Origin of the sequence: Streptosporangium lutulentum (genome assembly GCF_030811455.1) — a bacterium.
Lineage (GTDB): Bacteria > Actinomycetota > Actinomycetes > Streptosporangiales > Streptosporangiaceae > Streptosporangium > Streptosporangium lutulentum.
This window is the reverse complement of the sequence record NZ_JAUSQU010000001.1, coordinates 10,271,293-10,295,373: the sequence shown is the minus strand read 5'-3', so window position 1 is coordinate 10,295,373 and position 24,081 is coordinate 10,271,293. Positions and strand designations below refer to the sequence as shown.

General features: G+C 66.3%; 15 protein-coding genes and 3 rRNA genes. 2 read left to right on the top strand and 16 right to left on the bottom strand.

Annotation, left to right across the window (positions count from 1 at the left end; genetic code table 11):
* Window positions 1-2: 2 nt before the first annotated feature.
* From J2853_RS46280 to J2853_RS46205, 16 genes are all read right to left on the bottom strand, one after another.
* The gene (locus J2853_RS46280; RefSeq protein ID WP_307568481.1) at window positions 3-899 is read right to left on the bottom strand and encodes an aminoglycoside phosphotransferase family protein; all 897 of its coding nucleotides are present in this window, start codon (window positions 897-899) and stop codon (window positions 3-5) included.
* A complete protein-coding gene (locus tag J2853_RS46275; RefSeq protein ID WP_307568479.1) occupies window positions 896-2,323 on the bottom strand; it encodes an NsdA family TPR-like regulatory protein in 1,428 nt (475 codons plus the stop codon). Before J2853_RS46275 ends, J2853_RS46280 begins: the two co-directional genes overlap by 4 nt.
* Window positions 2,324-2,425: 102 nt before the next feature.
* Window positions 2,426-2,650, bottom strand: a complete 225-nt coding sequence (locus J2853_RS46270; RefSeq protein WP_307568478.1) for a hypothetical protein — start codon at window positions 2,648-2,650, stop codon at window positions 2,426-2,428.
* A gap of 121 nt (window positions 2,651-2,771) precedes the next feature.
* Complete coding sequence (gene rodA / locus J2853_RS46265; RefSeq protein WP_370879563.1) at window positions 2,772-3,884, bottom strand: rod shape-determining protein RodA; 1,113 nt, start codon at window positions 3,882-3,884, stop codon at window positions 2,772-2,774.
* Window positions 3,885-3,960: 76 nt separating this feature from the next.
* Window positions 3,961-6,024, bottom strand: coding sequence for a penicillin-binding protein 2 (gene mrdA / locus J2853_RS46260; RefSeq protein WP_307568474.1), 2,064 nt, complete (start codon window positions 6,022-6,024; stop codon window positions 3,961-3,963).
* A gap of 67 nt (window positions 6,025-6,091) precedes the next feature.
* Window positions 6,092-6,619, bottom strand: coding sequence for a rod shape-determining protein MreD (gene mreD / locus J2853_RS46255; RefSeq protein ID WP_307568473.1), 528 nt, complete (start codon window positions 6,617-6,619; stop codon window positions 6,092-6,094).
* A gap of 3 nt (window positions 6,620-6,622) precedes the next feature.
* Window positions 6,623-7,510, bottom strand: coding sequence for a rod shape-determining protein MreC (mreC, locus tag J2853_RS46250; RefSeq protein WP_307568471.1), 888 nt, complete (start codon window positions 7,508-7,510; stop codon window positions 6,623-6,625).
* Window positions 7,510-8,541: a rod shape-determining protein gene (locus J2853_RS46245; RefSeq protein ID WP_307568469.1), complete on the bottom strand. Its 1,032-nt coding sequence runs from the start codon at window positions 8,539-8,541 to the stop codon at window positions 7,510-7,512. Before J2853_RS46245 ends, mreC begins: the two co-directional genes overlap by 1 nt.
* Before the next feature lie 184 nt (window positions 8,542-8,725).
* On the bottom strand, window positions 8,726-9,136 hold the full coding sequence (gene ndk, locus J2853_RS46240; RefSeq protein WP_307568467.1) for a nucleoside-diphosphate kinase: 411 nt from the start codon (window positions 9,134-9,136) through the stop codon (window positions 8,726-8,728).
* A 91-nt stretch (window positions 9,137-9,227) separates the two neighbouring features.
* Entirely contained in the window at window positions 9,228-10,829 is a 1,602-nt protein-coding gene (locus J2853_RS46235; protein ID WP_307568466.1) for a hypothetical protein, read from the bottom strand.
* An 11-nt stretch (window positions 10,830-10,840) separates the two neighbouring features.
* Window positions 10,841-11,158 carry a DUF4233 domain-containing protein gene (locus J2853_RS46230; protein ID WP_307569041.1) on the bottom strand — a complete coding sequence of 106 codons (318 nt, stop codon included), beginning with the start codon at window positions 11,156-11,158 and terminating at the stop codon, window positions 10,841-10,843.
* A gap of 62 nt (window positions 11,159-11,220) precedes the next feature.
* On the bottom strand, window positions 11,221-12,513 hold the full coding sequence (locus J2853_RS46225; RefSeq protein ID WP_307568464.1) for a bifunctional folylpolyglutamate synthase/dihydrofolate synthase: 1,293 nt from the start codon (window positions 12,511-12,513) through the stop codon (window positions 11,221-11,223).
* Window positions 12,514-13,036: 523 nt separating this feature from the next.
* Window positions 13,037-13,153 (bottom strand): 5S ribosomal RNA (gene rrf, locus J2853_RS46220).
* Between the two features lie 205 nt (window positions 13,154-13,358).
* A 23S ribosomal RNA gene (locus tag J2853_RS46215) occupies window positions 13,359-16,494 on the bottom strand.
* A gap of 435 nt (window positions 16,495-16,929) precedes the next feature.
* Window positions 16,930-18,450, bottom strand: a 16S ribosomal RNA gene (locus tag J2853_RS46210).
* Together the 16S, 23S and 5S rRNA genes form the textbook arrangement of a ribosomal RNA operon.
* A gap of 605 nt (window positions 18,451-19,055) precedes the next feature.
* Entirely contained in the window at window positions 19,056-21,641 is a 2,586-nt protein-coding gene (locus J2853_RS46205) for a valine--tRNA ligase (RefSeq protein ID WP_370879509.1), read from the bottom strand.
* Between the two features lie 80 nt (window positions 21,642-21,721).
* On the opposite strand from J2853_RS46205, the gene J2853_RS46200 reads away from it, so the two are divergent.
* Together J2853_RS46200 and tmpA are read left to right on the top strand one after the other, a co-directional pair.
* Window positions 21,722-22,504, top strand: a complete 783-nt coding sequence (locus J2853_RS46200) for a GntR family transcriptional regulator (RefSeq protein ID WP_307568462.1) — start codon at window positions 21,722-21,724, stop codon at window positions 22,502-22,504.
* The gene (gene tmpA, locus J2853_RS46195) at window positions 22,501-24,072 is read left to right on the top strand and encodes a 2-trimethylaminoethylphosphonate dioxygenase (protein ID WP_307568459.1); all 1,572 of its coding nucleotides are present in this window, start codon (window positions 22,501-22,503) and stop codon (window positions 24,070-24,072) included. The genes J2853_RS46200 and tmpA overlap by 4 nt, the downstream gene beginning before the upstream one ends.
* Window positions 24,073-24,081: the final 9 nt, after the last annotated feature.

Here is a 24,081-nt window from a genome sequence, read left to right as displayed (position 1 = left end):
GCCTACAGCGGGTGCCACAGGCGGTCGTCACCCGCCCTCAGCGAGCCGAGCCGGTGCGTCAGCTCGTCGCGGGCCGTCCGGTCGCGGTGGGCGTTGCGCAGCACGGCGGTCAGAGTCTGCAGCTCCCGCATGTCGCGCAGCACCGGATACCCCTCCCATCGCGTCGCGTCATAGCCGTAGGCCTCGCTGAAATTGGACCGCTGACGCTCGGTCAGACCGAACCTGATTCCCTGCAATGTCGGGATCAGATCGACCTCCCTCGGTCCGGCGCACACCCCGTCCCAGTCGCACAGCAGGAACCCGTCACGAGTGCGGATCATGTTCCCGCGGTGGGCGTCCGCGTGGATCAGCCCGTACGGCAGGGCGAACTCCATCCGCTCGTAGTAGATCTCGGACAGCCTCTCGCAGCGTTCGATCAACCAGCGCCGGTCGTCCTCGCCGAGCGAGAGAGCGGCGTCGATCGCCCGGCGCACCGGCCCGAACGGGTCGTGGGTCGGCAACTCGAACGGCACGGGCGGCAGGTCGTGCAGCCGCCTCAGCAGGGGCCCCAGCTGCGCCGGGTCGGGCGGCGGCCCGACGTGCTCCTCGTGGCGCCAGAAGGTCGCCAGGAACCCCTCCGCGGCGACCGGCTGCTTGACCTCCAGCGGCCTGATGGTGGGAAAACCCTGCTCGACGAGCCAGCGCGTGACCCGGACGGAGGTCGTCAGCCGGTCCAGCTTGCCCGGCGCGGTCGCCTGCGCCAGCCGTACCACCACGCCCTCGCCCTCCAGGCGGTAGACGGTGTTGGCGAAGTCGCGCAGCAGCGTGACACCCGTGGTGTCCAGCCCCGCCTCCTTGCAGGAACGGATGAGCGCCGTACCCGCCCGGGTGAGAAGCGACCCCTCTGCGGCAACCGTCATTGTCCGCTCCTGTCTGAAATAGCGCGCCGGGCCTGTTGTGGCAGGCCTACGGAGCAGAAGTTCTCGATCTGCCTGGCCATCTGCTCTCCACCCGGCCGGGTGGAGAGCAGCGAACGGCCGGTGCTGAGAGTCGTACCCAGGCTGCCGATGCGCCGATCCGGGGGAAGCGCGAGAATCGGCGCCATGGCGTCCTCCGCCCCCCGGTCGTCGCCCTCCATGAGGTGGGCGATCGCCAGGTGCGCGCCGGCCATGGACTCGCAGCCGTAGGAGCGGTTCTCCGGGTCTCCGGAGGCGTAGAGGGACAGCGACCGGCGCGCCGACTCGATGGCCGACCCCGGATCGCCCCGGTGCAGGTGGGTGACCGCCGCGTAGTAGTGCTCCTTGGCCGGGCGGAACGCGAACTCACCGGCGATCTCGTCGTGCAGCTCGTCGGCTCCGGCCTCCCGGACCTCGGCCGCCCGCAGGAGGGCTTCGGAGGACTCCCCAGGACGGCCCAGAAGCGCGTAGGAGCGGGCTCGCAGCATGTGCAGGCGGGTGGCGCCCGAACCCGCCCTCACGCAGGTCAGGCCGTCCTCGGCGTATCTGGCCGCGTCGTTGTAGCGCCGGTCCCACAGCGCCACCGAAGCCTGCATGCCGCGCGCCCATCCCATCAGCGCCTCGTGCCCCGACACCTTGCCGTAGGTCCATGCGGCACGCGCGAGGGTGTCGGCGGGGATGCGACGGCCCATGTCCATGCTGACGTTGGCCATCAGCCCGCACAGCGCGCCGGTGAGGAAGTAGAGCTCGCGGGCCTGACCGGGGTGGATGCGCTTCTCCAGCGCCCTGCGGGTCCGCTCCTGCACCTCGCGCATCTCCACGAAGAGCGGGAGCGGAGCCTCCGAGACGTAGCGCTTGCCGATCCAGATCACCTGGGTGCGCAGCCGCTCCAGCGCGCCGGAGCCCAGCTCGCTCGCCTCCGCCAGCTCGGCGTGCGCACCGGCCTCGTCGGCCGCCACCGTGATCAGGTCTAGGACGGGGGGCGCGGACGGCGCCGACCGCAGTTCCCCGGGGGTGTAGTCGCTGGCGAAGCCGAGCTGGACCGGCCCGGTTTCGAAAAGCCTGCACAGCAGGTCCGTGTAGTCGCGATCGGGCCGCGCCCCCGCCTCCCACTCCCGCCAGGAGCGTTCGGTCAGCCCGCGCCGCTTGACCTGCTCCCTGTCGCACATGGCGTGGAAGTGATCGATGCTCTCCTCCACGGTCCACCCGTGCGCGAGCCGGCGGCACTTGAACCTGGTCTGCTGCGGGCAGCAGGCGTGGATCTCGTCCACCATCTGCTGGATCACCGCCGCCGACGGCGGGCCGGGAAGGGCGGCCAGCGTGCGGTTACGGATGATCGTCGCGTAGGCCAGCGCGGCGCGGTCTCCGCCACGTGGGCTCTGGGTCATGGGCTCTCCCAGGCGTCCTGAGAAGGGGGCGCCTTCACGCTAGTGCTCCGGCCGGTGCCCGGTGGACCTGAGAGCCGGTCACCGATCCGGGAGACCCTCTCCTCACGAGCCGTCACCCCCGAAGGGCACGACCGTCCCGCCGTTGCGGAGCTGGGCCTGGAAGAGCTGTCCGCACAGGCTGCTCGGAGTCTCGGCGAACCAGACCGCCGGCGGGCTGCCCGCCGACACCGCGGCCCAGCGGCCTTTGCTGAACACGATCCGGTAATCGGGAAACGCGGCTCGTAGCAGCTCGAGTGCCCGTTGCCGTTCGGCAAGCTCCGATATCACGGCTCCTCCGTCATCGTGAGTTCCGTTTTCGTTCCCAGAATGTTCGTTTGACGAACTCACGGCCAGTGAGAATCCAGGCCCGCGAACATGCGAATGACTCTCATGTCGGCAATATCAACACCTAGAACTGGTGTTTACGTATGTGAATCGCCTGAAGCAGCCCGACAGCGATCATGTTGGCGAAGGTCGCGGTGCCCCCGTAGGAGACGAACGGCAGGGGCAGACCGGTGATCGGCATGATCCCGACTGTCATCCCGATGTTGATGAAGGACTGGAAGGCCAGCCAGCAGACGATCGCGCCCGCCACGAGTGTGCCGAACCGATCACCGCACTCCTGGGCGATCCGTACCCCCCGCACCAGGATCACGCCGAGCAGCGCCACCACGGTGACCGAGCCGAGGAAGCCGAACTCCTCCCCCGCCACCGTGAAGATGAAGTCGGTGTGCTGCTCGGGCACGAACCGGCCGGTGGTCTGGCCTCCGTCGAACAGTCCCTTGCCGAACAGCTCTCCCGACCCGATGGCGATCAGCGACTGGGTGCTGTTGTAGCCGACGCCGCGCGGGTCGCTGGCCGGATTGAGGAAGGCGGTGAACCGCGCGATCTGGTACGGCTCCAGCACGTCGAGAAACCACACGGCCGCCGCCGCACCGACCGCGGAGAGGGCGAGACCGCCGATCCAGCGCTTGCGGATCCCCGCGATGACGATCGAACCGGCCGTGATCACCCCGAGGACCATGGTGGTGCCGAAGTCGGGCTGGAACATCACCAGGCCCATGGTGAAGGCCGATATCACCAGCGCGATCCAGACGTCCATACCGCGCGGCCGATCGGTACCCGTGGCGGGCTTGGCCAGCAGCATGGCGAGCATCATCACCAGGCCGACCTTGGCGAACTCCGACGGCTGGAAGGCGAAACCGCCGCCCAGCATGATCCACGAGTGGGCCCCGTTCACGGTGGACCCGAGCGGCGTGATCACCAGGAACAGCCCGACCAGGCTCACGACGTACACCAGCGGCGCGCAGATCCGCAGCGCCCGGTAGTCGACCATCGTCGTCGTCCCGGCCAGCACGGCCCCGATGACCAGGTTGAGGATGTGTTTCTTGACCAGTCCGGTGGCGCCGGGCGCCCAGGTCCTGGTCGACGACCAGACCAGCATCGTGCCGATCACCGCCAGCGCGGCGACCGCGACCAGCAGCAACCCGTCCATCCGGCCCACCGCGGAGAATCCCGCCATCGTCCTTCCCGCGAAGGACCGGCTCGGCACGGCCTTCACGGAACTCACGACGCCGCCCTGGCGGCCCGTGCCCGGTTCATCGCGACACTGTCCCGTCCCGTTTGATCACCGGAAGCTCGGAGGCCGGGCGCCCGTTCGGCAGCGCCGCGGGAACCGGCTTCCCCGCCGGGGTGAAGCCGTAGATGCCCTCGTAGATCTTCCGTACGGCGGGGGCCGCGGTCTGGCCTCCCATCCCTCCCTGGGACACCATGGCCACGATCACGAACCGGGGCTTGTCGGTCGGCGCGAACGAGGCGAACCAGGAGGTGTCCGCCTTGCCGTAGACCTCGGCGGTGCCGGTCTTGCCGCCGACCTTCACCTTGTCCATGGGGAAACCCGCGAAGGCGCCGGCCGCGGTGCCGTCCGAGGCGACCTCGCTCAACGCCCCCTTGATGTAGGCCCGTTCCTTGGGGGTGAGCGGCAGTTTGCCCACCACCGGCGCCTTGATCTCCTTGACCTTGGTGCCGTCCGGCCGCACCAGCGCCCAGCCCACCCGGGGACTGCGCAGCTTGCCGTCACCGGTCAACGCGGCGTAGGCCGCCGCGAGCTGCAACGGCGTCACCAGGACATCGCCCTGGCCGATGGAGAAGTTGGCCGCGTCACCCGGCCTCAGCTGGAAGCCCTCCAGGCAGTTCTCGTACGCCAGCCGCTTGAGGAAGGCGGCCCTGGTGGGGTCGGTCTTGGCCACCTCCGGATAGCCGGACTTGGCCCGCTTGCAGTTGTCGTCCTTGGTCACCGCCCAGAGCTCCTTCTTCCACGCCCGGTCGGGGATGCGCCCCGCCGACTCGCCCGGAAGATCGATGCCCGTCGGGCGGCCGAACCCGAAGGCCCGCGCCATTCTCGCCATCGGCTCCTTGGGCTTGCCCTTCGGATTCAGCCCGCCGTCTCGCAGCCACTGCTCGTAGGCCGCCCTGTAGAAGATCGTGTCGCAGGACTTCACCAGCGCCGTGTGCAGGTCGAGCGTGCCCAGCCCGATGCCCCGGAAGTTGTTGAACGGCCGGCTGCCCACCATGTAGGAGCCCGGACAGTCGTATTTGCCGTTCAGCGGGTAGCCGTCGTTGAGCATCGCCGACACCGACGACACCTTGAACGTCGACCCCGGCGCGAACTCCCCCTTGATCGCCCGCGACACCAACGGCTTGCCCGATTTGTCGGACAGCAGGCGCTGGTACTCACGCTCGGAGATGCCCCCCGTCCAGATCGCCGGGTTGTAGGTCGGCGCGCTGGCCAGAGCGAGGACCCTGCTGCTCCTCACGTCCAGCACCACCGCCGCCGCCCCGTCGGCCTGGGGCGCGGACTTCATCGCCTCGTCCAGCGCCTTCTCCGCGATGGCCTGCACCTTGGCGTCGATGCTCGTGATGAGCGTGTCCCCGGGGCGCGGCGCCACCTGCCGCTCCACCCCGATCACCTTGCCGAGCCGGTCGACCTGCACGCGCCGCATGCCCGGCACACCCCGCAGCGGCCCGTCGTAGACCGACTCCAGACCGTCCCTGCCCATCAGGTCCACGCCGGAGATGACCGCCCTGAGCCCCTCGCGCCTCTCCAGCTCCTCCTGGGTGATCGGCTGCAGGTAGCCGAGCGCCTGCGCGGCGGCACTGCTGCCCGGATACTCCCGCACCGCCTGCACCTCGGCGGTGACCCCGGGAAACTCCTCCTGGCGCTCCAGGATCTGCAGGGCCTCGCGGGTGGTGACGTGGTCGTCGATGGGGATCGGCTGGTACGGCGAACCGGGCCAGCACGGCCGGGTGACTCCCGGACCGCACGCCCTGATCCGCTCGCGCAGGTCGGCGGGACGACGGTTCAGCACGGTCGCCAGCTTCTGGAGCACGGCCTGGCCGTTGCCCTCCATCCGGTTCAGGCGCGTCCGGTCCACCGAGACCACCAGCCTGGTCCGGTTGCGGACCAGCGGCCGTCCGGCCGAGTCGAGAATCTGCCCGCGCACCGCGGGGACGACCACGTCACGGGTGCGCGTCTCGGTCGCGGCGGTCACGAACTCCGCTCCGCGCACCACCTGCACCTGCCAGAGTCTCACGGAGAGCAGCGCCAGCATCGACACCACCAGCACCTGCAGCACGACCAGCCGCCCCCGCATCCTGCTCATGCCCGTTCCCTTCCGTGTGACGCGCGGGAGCACGACCGGAGGGCGTCGCCCTCGTCGGCTCGCCCGCTCATATGCGGCTCCGCGCGAAGTGACCCGCCGTCCGCAGGGGCCGCACGGTGGGTCCCCTGACGATCCTGGCCGCCGCCCACACCACCGGGGGCGCGACCAGCAGGTTGTAGAGCATCGCCTGGGGCAGCGTCGCCATGAGCGTGGACATCTCGACCCGCACGTCACCGAGCAGGGCGCCGACCGCCACAGCGATCAGCGGACCGGCGGCCGCGCAGGCCAGCGCCACGAGCGGCCCGGCGTTCGGGTGTCTCTCCATCACTCGTCCGGCCACGAACCCGATCAGGCACAGCACCAGGGCGTTCTGGCCCAGCAGATGCACGGCGGGCGGCAGCACGTCACTGATCAACCCGGCGGCGAACCCCATGGCGGCCCCGTCCGCGGCCCCGCGGGCCAGCGCGTATCCCGCCACGGCGAGCAGCACCAGATCCGGCGCGGCCTCCCCGGGCAACGGCAGCCGGTTCACGACCGTCACCTGGACGACCATGGTCAGGAGGAGCAGTCCCACGAAGGCCGCATTACGCCCCATCGCTCAGAGTCCCTCTCGTGCTCGGGGCTCGGCGGGACGCACCGCGTCACGCGGACTCCGGGCCGGCGCCTGCACCACCACCCCGACCACGTCCAGCGCGGTGAGATCGGCGTACGTCCGCGCGTAGGCGACCCGGGTCAGCTCCCCCGGTGTGGCCTCCACCCGCTCCACCACCCCGATCGGCACACCGGCCACATACGGCACACCCCGCTGCGAGCCGAAGCTCACGATCCGGTGCCCCGGAGTGATGTGCGCGGTCGAGTCGAGCAGCCGGAAACGGACCAGACGACCGCTCTGCCCCACACCGTTCACCACCCCGATCTCGTTGCTGCCCTCCAGCCGGGCGCCGGCCGCCGAGCCGGGGTCGCTGAGCAGGACCACGGTCGAGGTGGACGAACCCACCTGAACCACCCGGCCCACCAGGCCGTCGCCGTTCAGCACGGTCATCTCCGTCCGCACCCCGTCGGCGCCGCCCACGTCGAGCTCGACGGCCTCCTCGAACCCGGGCGTGCCGCGCCGGGCGATCACCTGGGCAGGAACGATCTTGTATCCGTCGGTTCCGGCGACTCCGAGCAGGCTGCGCAGCTCCGCGGAGCGCTTTCTGTCCAGGCTCTGCGCCGCCAGATCATGCTTGAGCCGCTTGTTCTCCGCCCGCAGCGCCTCGATGCGGCGCTGCGCCTCGGGCGCGCCCGTCATCGTCTCGAAGAACTGGCCGATCGGCCGGACGACTCCGGATCCCACACCCTCGGCGGTCCCGAACAGCACCGTGCCGACCCCTCTGAGCGGGCCGAGAGGAGAGTTCTCCCCCGTCCGATGATCCACTGTCATGAGCACGAGCGCCGCGGCCAGCAGCAGCCCCAGACTCATCCGTGCCCGGCGCGTATCCCTCATCAGTGCCGCGGCTCCGGAACAAGGACCTGCTGCAAGGCGTCGAAGTCCTCGACGCATCTGCCCGTGCCGAGCGCGACGGAGTCGAGCGGATTGTCCACCAGATGAATCGGCATGCCGGTCTCCTCCATGAGCCGCTCGTCCATGCCCCGCAGGAGCGCACCACCTCCGGTGAGCGCGATCCCGCGGTCCATCAGGTCTCCCGAAAGCTCCGGCGGGCACTTGTCCAGCGTGGTCTTGACCGCGTCCACTATCGTGTTCAGCTGCTCCTCGAAGGACTTGCGTATTTCGGTGGCCGACACGACGATCGTCTTGGGCAGGCCGCTGACCAGGTCGCGGCCCCGGATCTCGGCGTGACTCTCCTCCGTGAGCAGGCAGGCGGAGCCGATCGCCATCTTGATCTCCTCGGCGGTCCGTTCGCCGAGCATGAGCGAGTGTTCCTTCTTGGCGAAGGTGATGATCGCCTGGTCGAGCTCGTCACCGCCGACCCTGATCGACTGGCTGGTCACCACGCCGCCCATCGAGATGATGGCGACCTCCGTGGTGCCGCCGCCGATGTCGACCACCATGTTGCCGGTGGGCTCGTGCACGGGGAGCCCGGCGCCGATGGCGGCGGCCATGGGCTCCTCGACGATGTAGACCCGGCGCGCGCCCGCCTGGTAGCCGGCTTCCTTGACCGCGCGCTGCTCGACGCCCGTGATGCCGCTCGGCACCGCGATGATGATGCGGGGTTTGGCGAAGTGGCGGCGCTTGTGCACACGCTGGATGAAGTAGCGGAGCATGCGCTCGGTGACATCGAAGTCGGCGATCACACCGTCTTTGAGCGGCCGGATGGCCACGATGTTGCCGGGAGTACGGCCGATCATGCGTTTGGCCTCGATGCCAACGGCCACGATCTTCCCCGTCGTGGTGTTGATCGCGACGACGGACGGCTCGTTGAGGACGATCCCGCGCCCTCGTACGTAGACGAGGGTGTTGGCGGTGCCGAGGTCGACCGCCATGTCGCGGCCAAGGAAAGCGAGTTTGCTACCCATGAGGAAGGCGGCCCTCCTTCCGTCAGGTCGTCGGCGAAAACTACGGAACGCACTCGAATCGTAACGTGACGTACCTACCTATGAGCACAATGAGCTGCCCAACCCCAGGGAAATCTTGAGTCACGTCAAACGCGTCGGGCCCCGCCGTCCCGAGGGACGACGGGGCCCGACGCCCGGAGGACACTCAGAAACGGTCCGGGAAGAAGATCTTGATCTCGCGGGCGGCGGACTCGGGCGAGTCGGAACCGTGGACCACGTTCTCGCCGATCTCCAGGGCGTGGTCGCCGCGGATGGTGCCGGGAGCGGACTTGACCGGGTCGGTCAGGCCCGCGAGCGCCCGGAAGGCCTCGATGGCGCGGGGACCCTCAAGCACCAGCGCGACCAGCGGGCCGGAGGTGATGAACTCCACCAGCTCGCCGAAGAACGGCCGCTCCGAGTGCTCGGCGTAGTGAGCCTTGGCCGTCTCGACGTCCAGGGTGCGCAGCTCCAACGCCACGACCTTCAGGCCCTTGCGCTCGACGCGGGCGATCACATCACCGATGAGACCACGCGCCACACCATCGGGCTTGATCAGGACAAGGGTGCGCTCGGACACTGAAGTTCTCCTTTGAACAGGGTTGACTCGCAGACTGCGGTAAACGCGCGAAGTTTACCGTCCTCAGCGCGATCCTCCACGGTCGACGGGGTTACGGGCGGGCAGGGCCGTCCGAAGGGTCGTCCTCGGGGGACGGCGTGGGCGGGGGCACCACCACGGGTGGCGCGGCGGTCCTCTCCGGTCCCGGGATCCGTTCAGGCTCGACGTCGGGCCTCGGGGGCCTGTCGCCCCAGGTCGCGCCCACCGGCGCCGCGGCGACCGCACCCGATGCGCCCGTGAGGCCCGAACCGGTCGGCGGGGACAGGCGGGCCAGTGCCGCGCCGAGCACGATCATCGCGACCACCAGGCCGCCGCCGACCAGGACCCACAGCCGCAGAGCCTCCACGAAGCCGTCGACCAGCGCCTGGGGGGTCGCCGCCTCCTTCAGCCGGGCGACCTGAATTCCGCTGCCCAGCAGGAAGCCTCCGAGCACCGCTGGGAAGAACAGCGACAGCGCGAAGAGCGCGGTGTCACCGTCCGACGGCCGCAGCGCGCCCGTCAGCGCCACCGAGGTGCCGACCGCGAGCAGCACGAACGGGAAAACCAGCGCGGGCCCGCCAGAGGCCGGGAGGAGCAGCCTGACGGCGCACAGCCCGGCCACGACGATCACCAGGCCGCCCGCGGTGACCATGGGCATCACACCGTCGCCCAGGCGGCCCACCAGGACGGCCGCGAGAAGACCCGCGACCCCCGCGATCGCGAAAGCCGGCCACAGGCCGGACAGCCCGGGGCCGCCCAGCCCGCCAAGCTCGACGTAGGTGACCTGCGCGGCGGTGGGCAGGATGACGACGCCCACCGCGAGCATCGTGTAGGACGGCGCCCGGCCGACGACGCCGTCCACGGCGCAGACGGAGGCCAGCCCGAGCAGCACGAGGATGGACAGCGACGCCGCGAGGACCACCAGACCGGGCGACCAGTCAAAGGTGCTTCCCACGGCGAGGGCCGCGATACCCACGGCGGGCACGGCCTCGGCCAGCAGGCGCCCGCCCTTGGCGGCGGTCCGCCCGGAACCGATCACGGCACCCTCGCCGCTCCTGCGCCAGAGCACGAGATAGAGGGCGGCCAGCACGAGCGCGACGCCTGTCAAGATCGGATACGGCTGGAGCGTGACCTTCCAGGAGTCGACCGCGTCGAGGGGCCACAGAGCGAGCGCCTGCGCGGTCAGCAGGCTTATCGCGAGCGCACCCGCCCACACCGCACGAAGGAGCCTGGAACGCTCCCAGACAGCCACCAGGGTCGCGGACACCAGCAGACCGGCACCGATCCCGTGCAGGATCCGGAGGACCCCCACCGCGGTCGTGGAGGCGGCGTATCCCCCGGCCGCGTCGGCGAAGGCCAGCAGGGTGAGTCCGGCGACCAGGACCGGGGCCGCCCTCACCCTGCGCAGAGCCATCGCGGCCACAGGAACGGTCAGAACCATCGCGGGCAACGCCATCCCATGTGCCCTGATCATCTCGATCTGCGAGACGTCTGGCGGGAGCAGAGCGGCGACCACCGAGATGGTGTTGGGGATGGCGAGGATCGCCAGCGGAAGCGCTACCGCGACGAGCAGCCCGAGGACGACGTCGAGCATCAGCGAGACCCGGAGGGTGCGCACCAGGCCCGTGGGCCCGGTGGTCACCGCCCGAGTCGGCTGAACGGGAGGGACGGCCATGTTGGCCGACTTTAGCGAGAAGTCACGCCCTCGACACGGCGAGCGACGAATATCGCAGTGATCCACAGCGCTGCGAAGATCGCTCCGAGGACGAACATGGTCGGAACCAGGAAACCCGCGGCGATGGCCAGCACCTGGATCAGACTTCCCGCAATGTAGGCGAAGGACCGCTTCAACATGCCTGCGACCAGCACGCACAGAACCGCCAGGCCGATACCGACGGTCACCGCGACGACCGGCTCGACTCCCTGCACATTGATCGCCACCGGCGTGAACAGCCCGATGACGATCGCCTCCATACCGAGCACGCTTGCGCAGAGCCGTCGCATACCCGGAGTAACAGTGATCATCTCTCGCCCCTCCGCCATCACCCTGCTCACCCCTGCCTCGCTCACTGCGTCTCGTCCGCTTTGAGCAGGAGTCGCGCGTCACCGGCGGTGACCACCGATCCGGTGATCAGCACCCCCGCTCCGCTGAACTCTCCAAGGGCGTCCACCATCCCGATCGCCCGGTCGATCGCACCGTCCATTCGCTCGACCTGGTGGACCCGGTCCATCCCGAAGATCTCCTCTGCCAGCGCCGCGAGGTCGTCCACGTCCATTGACCTGGGCGAGGAGTTACGGGTCACCACGATCTCGTCCATCAGCGGCTCCAGCAGATCAAGGATGCCCTCGACGTCCTTGTCCTCGGACACGGCCACCACGCCGATGAGCTTGGCGAAGTCAAACGACTCCTGGACCGCGTCCAGGGTGGCCCGCATCCCCGCAGGGTTGTGCGCGGCGTCCACGAGCACCGTGGGGCCCCGCCGTACCACCTCAAGCCTTCCCGGCGAGCGCATCTGCAGGAACGCCTGTCGTACCAGCTCGGAGTCCAGGGGGTCGTCTCCACCGGTCAGCGCCTCAACGGCGGCCAGCGCGCAGGCCGCGTTGTTGGCCTGGTGCGCGCCGTACAGGGGAAGCAGGACCTCTTCGTAAGTGCCCTTGAGCCCCTTGAGGTGGAGCAGCTGCCCTCCTATGGCGAGCTCACGGCTGATCACCCCGAACTCCAGCCCCTCGCGCGCCACGGTGGCACCCACCTCGGCCGCCTTCTGCATCAGCACCGCGGCGGCCGGAAGCTCCTGCTGTGCGATCACGGCGATGGCCCCGGGCTTGATGATGCCCGCCTTCTCCCCCGCGATCGTCTCGACGTCGGGACCGAGATACTTGACATGGTCGAGGGAGATGGGCGTGATCACGGCCACGGCGCCGTCCGCGACGTTGGTCGCGTCGAAGCTCCCTCCCATGCCCGTCTCGATGACCGCGACGTCCACCGGGGCATCCGCGAAGGCCGCGAAGGCCATCGCGGTCAGGGTCTCGAAGAAGGAAAGCCGGCGACCCTGGGCATCGATCATCTCCAGGTACGGGGCGATGTCCTCGTAGACCTCGGCGAAGCGCTCCTCGCTGAGAGGCAGGCCGTCCACGGAAATGCGCTCTCGCATGGACACGAGATGGGGACTGATGAACCGGCCGACGCGCAGGTTACGCTCGCGCAGGAGCGTCTCGATCATCCGAGTCGTACTCGACTTACCGTTCGTACCGGCTATGTGCACGACGGGGTAGGAGTGCTGCGGGGAGCCGAGCAGATCCATGAGCGCGGCGATTCTGCCGATACCGGGCTCGAAATCCCACTCGACACCGCGTTCCATGATTGCCTGCTCAACCGCTCTATATTCCACCTCCTAAGACTACTGACACCATCGGCGGGCCCTCGACTGACAGGCTCGCAAACGGAAAAGGGGACTTACCCTGCGGTGAGGCCCCTCGTCTCACGGCTCAGTCGTATGGCGGTTCGACCGATCTCGTGCGGCGTCACGATCCAGTCGCAGAGCCGGCCGATTCGGCGTCCTGTACGGGACGGCCGGGCCGACCAGGACCACCCATACGGATCCCGCGGTGGTCGGACCGGATCACCCAACGGTTCCGAGACGATCCCGGGAAAGCCCCTGGCTTTCGGCATGAGCCCGGGAAAGGAGTCCCGGCCCGAGCCCAGGAAGAACCCCAGCGCCCAGGGAAACCCCGCGGCTCCGCGCGGTGGATCCGCAGGCAAAAAGCCGCCAGGGAAAACCCCAGGGAAAACCGCAGGGAACCCTGGGAAAGCCCTCAACGAAAAAAAGGGGGCTGAAAATGAAAGAAGGGCCACCCCGCATGGGGTGACCCTTCTCAAAGATTGTCCGGCGGCGACCTACTCTCCCACACCGTCCCCGGTGCAGTACCATCGGCGCTGAAGAGCTTAACTTCCGGGTTCGGAATGTAACCGGGTGTTTCCCCTTCGCCATAACCGCCGTAACACTATGAAACTATCAACACCACACACCCCCACCAACTCTGCCGTGGGGGGCGGTGTTTGCTGTTTCAGAATCACATAGTGGACGCGGGCAACACTGCCCTCCTACCAACCAACCCCAGCGGTCACGCGCTGCTCCGGACCCGGCGAAGGATACAGAGCGCAGCGACAACCACCATCGGTTGACCTTCAGAGCACGATTGCTTTGTGGTCAAGTCCTCGGCCTATTAGTACCGGTCAGCTCCACACGTTACCATGCTTCCACCTCCGGCCTATCAACCCGGTCGTCTCCCGGGGGCCTTACCCACTCACGTGGTGGGAGACCTCATCTCAAGGCGAGCTTCCCGCTTAGATGCTTTCAGCGGTTATCCCTTCCGAACGTAGCCAACCAGCCATGCTCCTGGCGGAACAACTGGCACACCAGAGGTTCGTCCGTCCCGGTCCTCTCGTACTAGGGACAGCTCCTTTCAAGTCTCCTGCGCGCGCAGCGGATAGGGACCGAACTGTCTCGCGACGTTCTAAACCCAGCTCGCGTACCGCTTTAATGGGCGAACAGCCCAACCCTTGGGACCTACTCCAGCCCCAGGATGCGACGAGCCGACATCGAGGTGCCAAACCATCCCGTCGATATGGACTCTTGGGGAAGATCAGCCTGTTATCCCCGGGGTACCTTTTAGCCGTTGAGCGACGGCGCTTCCACATGCCACCGCCGGATCACTAGTCCCAGCTTTCGCTCCTGCTCGACCCGTCGGTCTCACAGTCAAGCTCCCTTGTGCACTTACACTCGACACCTGATTACCAACCAGGCTGAGGGAACCTTTGGGCGCCTCCGTTACTCTTTAGGAGGCAACCGCCCCAGTTAAACTACCCACCAGACACTGTCCCTGATCCGGATCACGGACCGAAGTTAGACGTTCAAAACGACCAGAGTGGTATTTCACCAATGACTCCACCACCACTAGCGTGATAGCTTCAAAGTCTCCCACCTATCCTACACAAGACGTTCCAAACGCCAATGTCAAGCTGTAGTGAAGGTCCCGGGGTCTTTCCGTCCTGCTGCGCGTAACGAGCATCTTTACTCGTAGTGCAATTTCGCCGGGTCTGCGGTTGAGACAGCGGGGAAGTCGTTACGCCATTCGTGCAGGTCGGAACTTACCCGACAAGGAATTTCGCTACCTTAGGATGGTTATAGTTACCACCGCCGTTTACTGGCGCTTAAGTTCTCAGCCTCGCACACCGAAGTGCGCTAACCGGTCCCCTTAACGTTCCAGCACCGGGCAGGCGTCAGTCCGTATACATCGTCTTACGACTTCGCACGGACCTGTGTTTTTAGTAAACAGTCGCTTCCCCCTGGCCTCTGCGACCCCCACCAGCTCACAAAGCAAGTCTGATCACCAGCGGAGGCCCCCCTTCTCCCGAAGTTACGGGGGCAATTTGCCGAGTTCCTTAACCACAGTTCACCCGATCGCCTTGGTATTCTCTACCTGACCACCTGAGTCGGTTTGGGGTACGGGCCGCCACGACACTCACTAGAGGCTTTTCTCGGCAGCATAGGATCACCCACTTCGCCACAATCGGCTCGGCATCACATCTCAGGATTACATGAGAGGCGGATTTGCCTACCTCTCTCCCTACATGCTTACCCCAGGACTACCATCGCCTGGGCTGGGCTACCTTCCTGCGTCACCCCATCGCTTACCTACTACCAGTTCAGGCCAGGCGTTCAGCCTCACCCCTACACACCCCGAAGGATGCAAACGAGGGACTTAAGGACCCTTAGTATCACTGGATTCAGTATTGGCGCATCGTAGCGGGTACGGGAATATCAACCCGTTGTCCATCGACTACGCCTGTCGGCCTCGCCTTAGGTCCCGACTTACCCTGGGCGGATTAGCCTGGCCCAGGAACCCTTGGTCATCCGGCGCAGAAGTTTCTCACTTCTGATTCGCTACTCATGCCTGCATTCTCACTCGCACGGCCTCCACGACTAGATCACTCTGCCGCTTCGCCGGCCGCACGACGCTCCCCTACCCATCCACACACCTAAACCACAAAGGCTCAGCATACGTGTGAATGCCACGACTTCGGCGGTGTACTTGAGCCCCGCTACATTGTCGGCGCGGAATCACTTGACCAGTGAGCTATTACGCACTCTTTCAAGGGTGGCTGCTTCTAAGCCAACCTCCTGGTTGTCACTGCGACTCCACATCCTTTCCCACTTAGCACACGCTTAGGGGCCTTAGTCGGTGGTCTGGGCTGTTTCCCTCTCGACTACGGAGCTTATCCCCCGCAGTCTCACTGCTGCGCTCTCACTTACCGGCATTCGGAGTTTGGCTGACGTCAGTAACCTTGTCGGGCCCATTAGCCATCCAGTGCTCTACCTCCGGCAAGAAACACGCAACGCTGCACCTAAATGCATTTCGGGGAGAACCAGCTATCACGGAGTTTGATTGGCCTTTCACCCCTAAACACAGGTCATCCCCCAGGTTTTCAACCCTGGTGGGTTCGGTCCTCCACGCGGTCTTACCCGCGCTTCAACCTGCCCATGCCTAGATCACTCCGCTTCGGGTCTACAGCATGCGACTCAAACGCCCTATTCAGACTCGCTTTCGCTACGGCTCCCCCACACGGGTTAACCTCGCCACACACCATAACTCGCAGGCTCATTCTTCAAAAGGCACGCAGTCACATCACAAACAAAGCAAGCTTTGTTTACGCTCCTACGGCTTGTAGGCACACGGTTTCAGGTACTATTTCACGACCCCTCACCGGGGCGCTTTTCACCTTTCCCTCACGGTACTTGTTCACTATCGGTCATCAGGGAGTATTTAGGCTTACCAGGTGGTCCTGGCAGATTCACACAGGATTTCTCGGGCCCCGTGCTACTTGGGATCCCCTCAAACAGTCCAACCGATTTCGCCTACCCGACTCTCACGGTCTGTGGCGCCCCTTCCCAGAGGCTTCGACTATCGAAAGGATTTTTTACTGTTTGCAGAAACGGCAGTTCCTGCTAGAGGGTCCCACAACCCCGCCCGCGCAACGCCTGCCGGCTATCACACGCGAACGGTTTAGCCTGTTCCGCTTTCGCTCACCACTACTCACGGAATCACTATTTGTTTTCTCTTCCTACGGGTACTGAGATGTTTCACTTCCCCGCGTTACCACCAGCCGCCCTATACATTCAGGCGGAGGCAACACCACATGACTGGTGCTAGGTTTCCCCATTCGGACATCCCCGGATCAACGTCTGGTTGGCGACTCCCCGGGGCTTAACGCAGCCTCCCACGTCCTTCATCGGCTCCTGATGCCAAGGCATCCACCGTGTGCCCTAAAAAACTTGGCCACAAAGATGCTCGCGTCCACTATGCAAATCTCAAACAACAAACAGCGACCGTATCCACCCCACCACCAGACACCCGGGTAAACACCCGAACCGATGTGGCAGGAGAACGGTCCCGCTACCGAGGAACCAACGGTGTTCACCGTCTTACGACAGACAGTGAACGAGGTGCGGGCCGGCACCGCCCAACGGCGATGCCCTCCGCACCCGGTCCGTTTCCTCAGGACCCAACAGTGTGTCCGAACCCATCCGTGCTCCCTGAGCGGTCTTCCCACTCCTGTCCCCCCACAGGGGTTCAGGCGGTACCAACCGACCCGGGCGAGACCCAGATCATCCGATTAGCCAGTGCTCCACTAATGAGCGTGTCACGCAGGAAACATTCGCCCCTGACCGTGACGTAGACCCCGCAGCTTGCGCTGCACGGTCGGTGCTCCTTAGAAAGGAGGTGATCCAGCCGCACCTTCCGGTACGGCTACCTTGTTACGACTTCGTCCCAATCGCCAGCCCCACCTTCGACCGCTCCCCCCAGCAAGCTGGTTGGGCCACGGGCTTCGGGTGTTGCCGACTTTCGTGACGTGACGGGCGGTGTGTACAAGGCCCGGGAACGTATTCACCGCAGCGTTGCTGATCTGCGATTACTAGCGACTCCGACTTCATGGGGTCGAGTTGCAGACCCCAATCCGAACTGAGACCGGCTTTTAGGGATTCGCTCCACCTTGCGGTATCGCAGCCCTCTGTACCGGCCATTGTAGCATGTTTGCAGCCCAAGACATAAGGGGCATGATGACTTGACGTCATCCCCACCTTCCTCCGAGTTGACCCCGGCAGTCTCCAATGAGTCCCCAACCACCCGAAAGTGTTGCTGGCAACATTGAACAAGGGTTGCGCTCGTTGCGGGACTTAACCCAACATCTCACGACACGAGCTGACGACAGCCATGCACCACCTGTCACCCGATCCGAAGAGGCACCCATCTCTGAGTGTTTCCGGGCAATGTCAAGCCTTGGTAAGGTTCTTCGCGTTGCGTCGAATTAAGCAACATGCTCCGCCGCTTGTGCGGGCCCCCGTCAATTCCTTTGAGTTTTAGCCTTGCGGCCGTACTCCCCAGGCGGGGCGCTTAATGCGTTAGCTACGGCGCGGAAACCGTGGAAGGTCCCCACACCTAGCGCCCAACGTTTACAGCGTGGACTACCAGGGTATCTAATCCTGTTCGCTCCCCACGCTTTCGCTCCTCAGCGTCAGGTAAGGCCCAGAGAACCGCCTTCGCCACCGGTGTTCCTCCTGATATCTGCGCATTTCACCGCTACACCAGGAATTCCGTTCTCCCCTACCTACCTCTAGCCAGCCCGTATCGAATGCAGACCTGGAGTTAAGCCCCAAGCTTTCACACCCGACGTGACAAGCCACCTACGAGCTCTTTACGCCCAATAATTCCGGACAACGCTTGCGCCCTACGTATTACCGCGGCTGCTGGCACGTAGTTAGCCGGCGCTTCTTCTGCAGGTACACGTCAACTTCGTCCCTGCTGAAAGAGGTTTACAACCCGAAGGCCGTCATCCCCCACGCGGCGTCGCTGCGTCAGGCTTTCGCCCATTGCGCAATATTCCCCACTGCTGCCTCCCGTAGGAGTCTGGGCCGTGTCTCAGTCCCAGTGTGGCCGGTCGCCCTCTCAGGCCGGCTACCCGTCGTCGCCTTGGTAGGCCGTTACCCCACCAACAAGCTGATAGGCCGCGAGTCCATCCCTGACCGAAAAACTTTCCACACCCACCCCATGCGAGGAGGTGTCGTATCCGGTATTAGACCCAGTTTCCCGGGCTTATCCCAGAGTCAGGGGCAGGTTACTCACGTGTTACTCACCCGTTCGCCGCTCGAGTACCCCGAAGGGCCTTTCCGCTCGACTTGCATGTGTTAAGCACGCCGCCAGCGTTCGTCCTGAGCCAGGATCAAACTCTCCAAACAATGTCTGAAAAAGTTCACCCCAGCTGAAAGCACCCGCCCCTCACACAAGAGGGGCGCGTGTATCAACCAAAGGAATCCGTCCCCCACCCGAAGGGTGGGATGAACGGGGTTGTGCATCATGCACTGGCTTTTAACACACTGTTGAGTTCTCAAGAAACGGACGCGTACACCGGAGTGACCAGGCCCATCGGGGCCGACCATCCGGGGCGTTCGTTGTGTTTTCTGTTGTGCTGTGTTCGTTTCTGTGTTCCGATCTTAGCAGGCCCGCCCGGTCCGAGTGAAATCGGCGCTTGCGCATCCGTTTCCATCGAACCCGCGAAATCCGCTAGGATCTCGACTGCCCTGTTTCCAGGGCAACCCCTCTAACTTACTCCGACACCCGGTCTTTGTCAAAAACTTGAAACATGATCAGGTTTGTCGGTGATCTTCCAGAGGGGGCTGCAGGAGCTCGCCCTGCGTTAAGAACTCTAGCAGTCTCCTTGGACTGCCAGGGCCCACTTCCCGGTAACAACTAGGTCTTCCCCGAGCCGACAGCCTCCAAACACGGAAGCCCGAAGTCAAAAGACTTCGGGCTTCCGGTCAAAAACCCCTGCTCGAACGCGTACTCAGCCCGCGGAGAGCGTCGCCAGTTGAGCGGTCAGTCGCGCGATGTCCTCATCGGCCTGCGCGGCACGAGCCCGGACCTTGGCCACCACGTCATCGGGCGCCTTGGCCATGAACTGCTCGTTGCCGAGCTTGGCCGCCACCTGCGCGGCCTCCTTCTGAGCCACCCCGAGGTCCTTCTCCAGGCGTTTGCGCTCGGCGACCACATCGATCGTCCCCGCGGTGTCGATCTCCACCACGATCCCGCCCACGTCGAGACGGGCGGTGGCCGCGAACGACTCCGCCGGCTGGTCGAGCTTGAGCAGCGACCGGATGGCTCCCTCATGCGAGGCGATAGCCGTACCGGCGAGCGACAACCGCGCCACGACCCGCTGGCCGGGCTTGAGGCCCTGGTCGGAGCGGAACCTGCGGACCTCGGTGATCAGCCCCTGGACGGCCAGGATCTCCTCCTCCGCCGAGGGGTCGCGCAGCGACTCCTGAACCGTCGGCCACGGCGCGACCACGATGGACTCCCCACCGGTGACCGCCCTCCACAGCTCCTCGGTCACGAAGGGCACCAGCGGGTGAAGCAGCCGGAGCAGCGAGTCGAGGACATGGCCAAGCACGAGCCGGGTGTGCTCCTGACCCGCGGCGATCTGGATCTTGGCAAGTTCGAGGTACCAGTCACAGACCTCGTCCCACGCGAAGTGGTAGAGCAGGTCGGAGATCTTGGCGAACTCGAATTCGTCGAAGGCGGTGTCCACCGACGCCACGACCTCTTGCAGCCGGGAGAGGATCCACCGGTCGGCGGCGGTGAGCTCCTCGGTCGGGAGTTCCCCGACCGCCGCGCCGTTCATCAGCGCGAAGCGGGTGGCGTTCCAGATCTTGTTGCAGAAGTTGCGCGAGCCGCCGGCCCACTCCTCACTGATCGCCACGTCGGAACCGGGGTTGGCTCCGCGCAACAGCGTGAAGCGGGTGGCGTCGGCGCCGAAGCGCTCCACCCAGTCGAGCGGGTCGACCACGTTGCCGAACGACTTGGACATCTTCTTGCCGTACTGGTCTCGGACCATGCCGTGCAGCGCCACGGTCCGGAACGGCGGCTCGCCGTCCATCGCGTAGATGCCGAACATCATCATCCGGGCGACCCAGAAGAACAGGATGTCGTAGCCGGTCACCAGGACGGAGGTCGGATAGAACTTGGCGAGCTCCGCCGTCCTGTCCGGCCAGCCGAGGGTCGAGAACGGCCACAGACCGGAGGAGAACCAGGTGTCGAGGACGTCCGGGTCCTGGACGTAGCCCTCGGGCGCCGACTCGTCGGGGCCGACGCAGACGACTTCGCCCGCCGGGCCGTACCAGACGGGGATTCGGTGACCCCACCACAGTTGCCGCGAGATGCACCAGTCGTGCATGTCGTCGACCCAGTCGAAGTAACGCTTGGCCAGCTCCGGCGGGTGGATCTTCGTCCGGCCCTCGCGGACCGCGTCACCGGCGGCCTTGGCGAGGGGTGAGACGTTGACGAACCACTGGAGCGAGAGCCGCGGCTCGACCACGGTCTTGCAGCGCGAGCAGTGGCCGACCGAGTGGAGGTAGGGCCGCTTCTCCGCGACGATCCGGCCCTCCGCGCGCAGCGCGGCCACCACCGCGGGCCTGGCCTCGAAGCGGTCGAGACCCTGGAACGGGCCGTGGGCGGTGATCACGCCCCGCTCGTCCATGATCGTCATGGACGGCAGCGAGTGGCGGCGGCCGATCTCGAAGTCGTTGGGGTCGTGCGCCGGGGTGACCTTGACCGCTCCGGTGCCGAAGGCCGGGTCGACGTGCTCGTCGGCGACCACCGGAATGCGGCGCCCGGTGAGCGGGACCTCCACCTCACGGCCGATCAGGTGCGCGTAGCGCTCGTCGGACGGATGCACGGCGACGGCCGTGTCACCCAGCATGGTCTCCGCTCGCGTGGTGGCGACCACGATGGAGTCGTCACCGTCGCCGTAACGGATCGAGACGAGTTCTCCCTCGTCGTCGCTGTGCTCCACCTCGATGTCCGACAGCGCGGTCAGGCAGCGCGGGCACCAGTTGATGATGCGCTCGGCGCGGTAGATGAGTCCGTCGTCGAAGAGCTTCTTGAAGATCGTCTGGACGGCACGGGAGAGTCCGGGGTCCATCGTGAAGCGCTCGCGCGACCAGTCGACACCGTCGCCGAGCTTCTTCATCTGGCCGAGGATCTTGCCACCGGACTCCTCCTTCCACTGCCACACGCGCTCGACGAAGTCCTCACGGCCGAGGTCGTGCCGGGACAGCCCTTCCTTGGCGAGTTCGCGCTCGACGACGTTCTGGGTCGCGATGCCCGCGTGGTCCATACCGGGCAGCCAGAGCGTCTCCTGCCCGCGCATGCGGGCCCGGCGGGTCAGCGCGTCCTGGACCGAGTGGTCGAGGGCATGACCGATGTGCAGGACACCGGTCACGTTCGGCGGGGGCAGAACGATGCTGTACGGCTCGCGCTCGCTGCTCGGATCCGCGGTGAAGTATCCCTCCGATACCCAGCGCTCGTAGCTCCGGGTCTCCACGTCGGCGGGTGTGTACTGGGTAGGCAGCTCTGGCGTCGTCACGATGTCCAATTCTAGGGACGTCCGAGTGGTCGATGCCCCACAGTTTTAAGACTTGCAAGGTGTCTATACATCTTCTAACTTGTCGGTACATGTCCTCTCTGTATCGCCGACTCGCCGACGAACTGCGCGCCGGCATCGCCGACGGAACCCATCCGCCCGGTTCGCGGCTGCCTTCGGAGAGCGAGCTGGCGGAGCGCTACGGGGCCTCACGCGGAACCGTCCGCCAGGCGTTCACCGTGCTCGCGGCCGACGGGCTGATCTCCTCCCGCAAGGGAACCCGGCGGCTGGTGCTCCAGCAGACGCTGGTGCAGAACTTCAGCCAGCTGCACAGCTTCTCGCAGTGGGCGGCGTCGATCGGCGAGACGCCCAGCGGCCGGTTGGTGTCCCTGGTCCGGCGCGAGCCGACGGAGCTGGAGGCGGGCAAGCTGGAGCTCGACCCCGGCGCGCGGATCTACCACCTGACCCGGCTCCGGCTGTTGTCCGGACGACCGGTGATGGTGGAGCGCACCGCCTACGTGGAGCGGATCGGCGCCCTCGTCGGCGGGATCGTCATCGACGGCGACGACGAGTCCGTCACCATCCGGCTGGAGGAGCTCGGCGTGGTGTTCGCCCACGCGGAGCACACCGTCAGCGCCATCCCGGCCGAGGCCGAGGACGCCGATCTGCTCGGTGTCCGCCCTCGCACCCCTCTGCTGCGCGAGCTCCGCCGTACCACCGACCCCGCCGACCGGCCGCTGGAATGGTCCGACGACCGCTACCTCGGCGACGCCGTCGCCTTCACCGTGCACAACTCGGTACAGGCCAGCACTCTCATCCGCTCGTCGGCGACGGCGACCACGGCAACCCAGGGAACCAAGGAAATCTCAACGTGAACCTCGCATTCCCCGCCATCTGGCTGCGTGACAACTGTCCCTGTCCCGCGTGCCGCGACCCCCGAAACGGCCAGAAGCTGTTCGGCATCACCGATCTGGATCCGGAGGTGGAGATCGTCGAAACCGACGGCTCCACCGTGACCTTCAGCGACGGCCACACCAGCCGGTTCGACCCCGCCTGGCTGACCGCCCACACGCTGGACGGCACCTCCTACGACGACAGGACCGAGGACTCCAAGGACCTGTGGGCCACGATCACCCCACCGGAGGGAGACTGGCGGCGTTTCCTCGCCGACCCCGTCCACCGGCAGGAGTGTCTCGAAGCGGTGCTGCGCACGGGCTTCGTCCTCCTGCGCGAGGTGCCCGTCGAGCCGGGGACGGTGCTGGAGGTGGCCGGAGCCTTCGGCTACGTGCGTGAGACCAACTACGGCAAGCTGTTCGACGTGCGGGTCGAGGCCACTCCGGTGAATCTGGCCTTCACCGGGCTGCCGATCACCCCGCACACCGACAATCCCTACCGCGACCCGGTACCGACGGTGCAACTGCTGCACTGCCTGTCCAACGCGGTGGAGGGCGGCGAGTCCGGCCTGGTCGACGGCTTCCACGCGGCCGCGTTGCTGCGCGCTGAGGATCCGGACGCCTTCGAACTGCTGGCCCGCACCCCCGTCACCTTCCGGTACGGCGACGCCGGCACGGAACTGACCGCCCACCGCCCGATGATCGGCCTGGACCCGCTGGGCAGGATCCGCGAGGTGAGGTTCAACAACCGCTCCCTGCGGCCTGTACGCCTGCCGTACGAGCGGACGGAGAACTTCTACGCGGCCTACCGCGCGTTCGCGGAGATCCTTTACCGGCCGGAGCTCCAGGTGAACTTCCGGCTCGGCCCCGGCGACTGCGTGATCTTCGACAACACCCGGGTCCTGCACGCCAGGACCGGCTTCGCCGACACCGGGGACCGGCATCTGCAGGGCTGCTACGCCGATCTGGACGGGTTCGCCGGCAACCTGGCCGTGCTTCGCCGCCGGAACGCGGTGATCGCCAACCTGCGGGCGCTGTTCGAGGGTCCCGGCGCCGACGACTACCTGGGCGAGGAGGTCACTCAGGCGGCGCACATGCTTCAGGCCGCGGCATCCGCCCGGGAGGCCGGGGCCTCTCCGGGTCTGGTCGCGGCGGCGTTGCTGCACGACGTGGGGCACTTCACCGGGGAGGTCACGGGGCACGACCTGATGGGCGGCACCGACAACCGGCACAGCCACGTCGGCGCCGACTGGCTCGGGCAGTGGTTCGGCCCCCAGGTGACCGAGCCGATCCGGCTGCACGTGGCGGCCAAGCGCTATCTGTGCGCGGTGGAAAGCTCCTACTACGACCTGCTCTCCGATGCCTCGCGTTACACGCTCGGCGTGCAGGGCGGGCCGATGGGCCCGAAGGAGGTGGCCGAGTTCGACGCCGAGCCGTACGCCCAGGACGCGGTACGGCTGCGCCGCTGGGATGACGAGGCCAAGGAGCCGAATCGAGTGGTCCCGGCGTTCGACGACTACGCCGCGCTGCTCCACCGGCTGATCCGGTAGGTCCGGGCG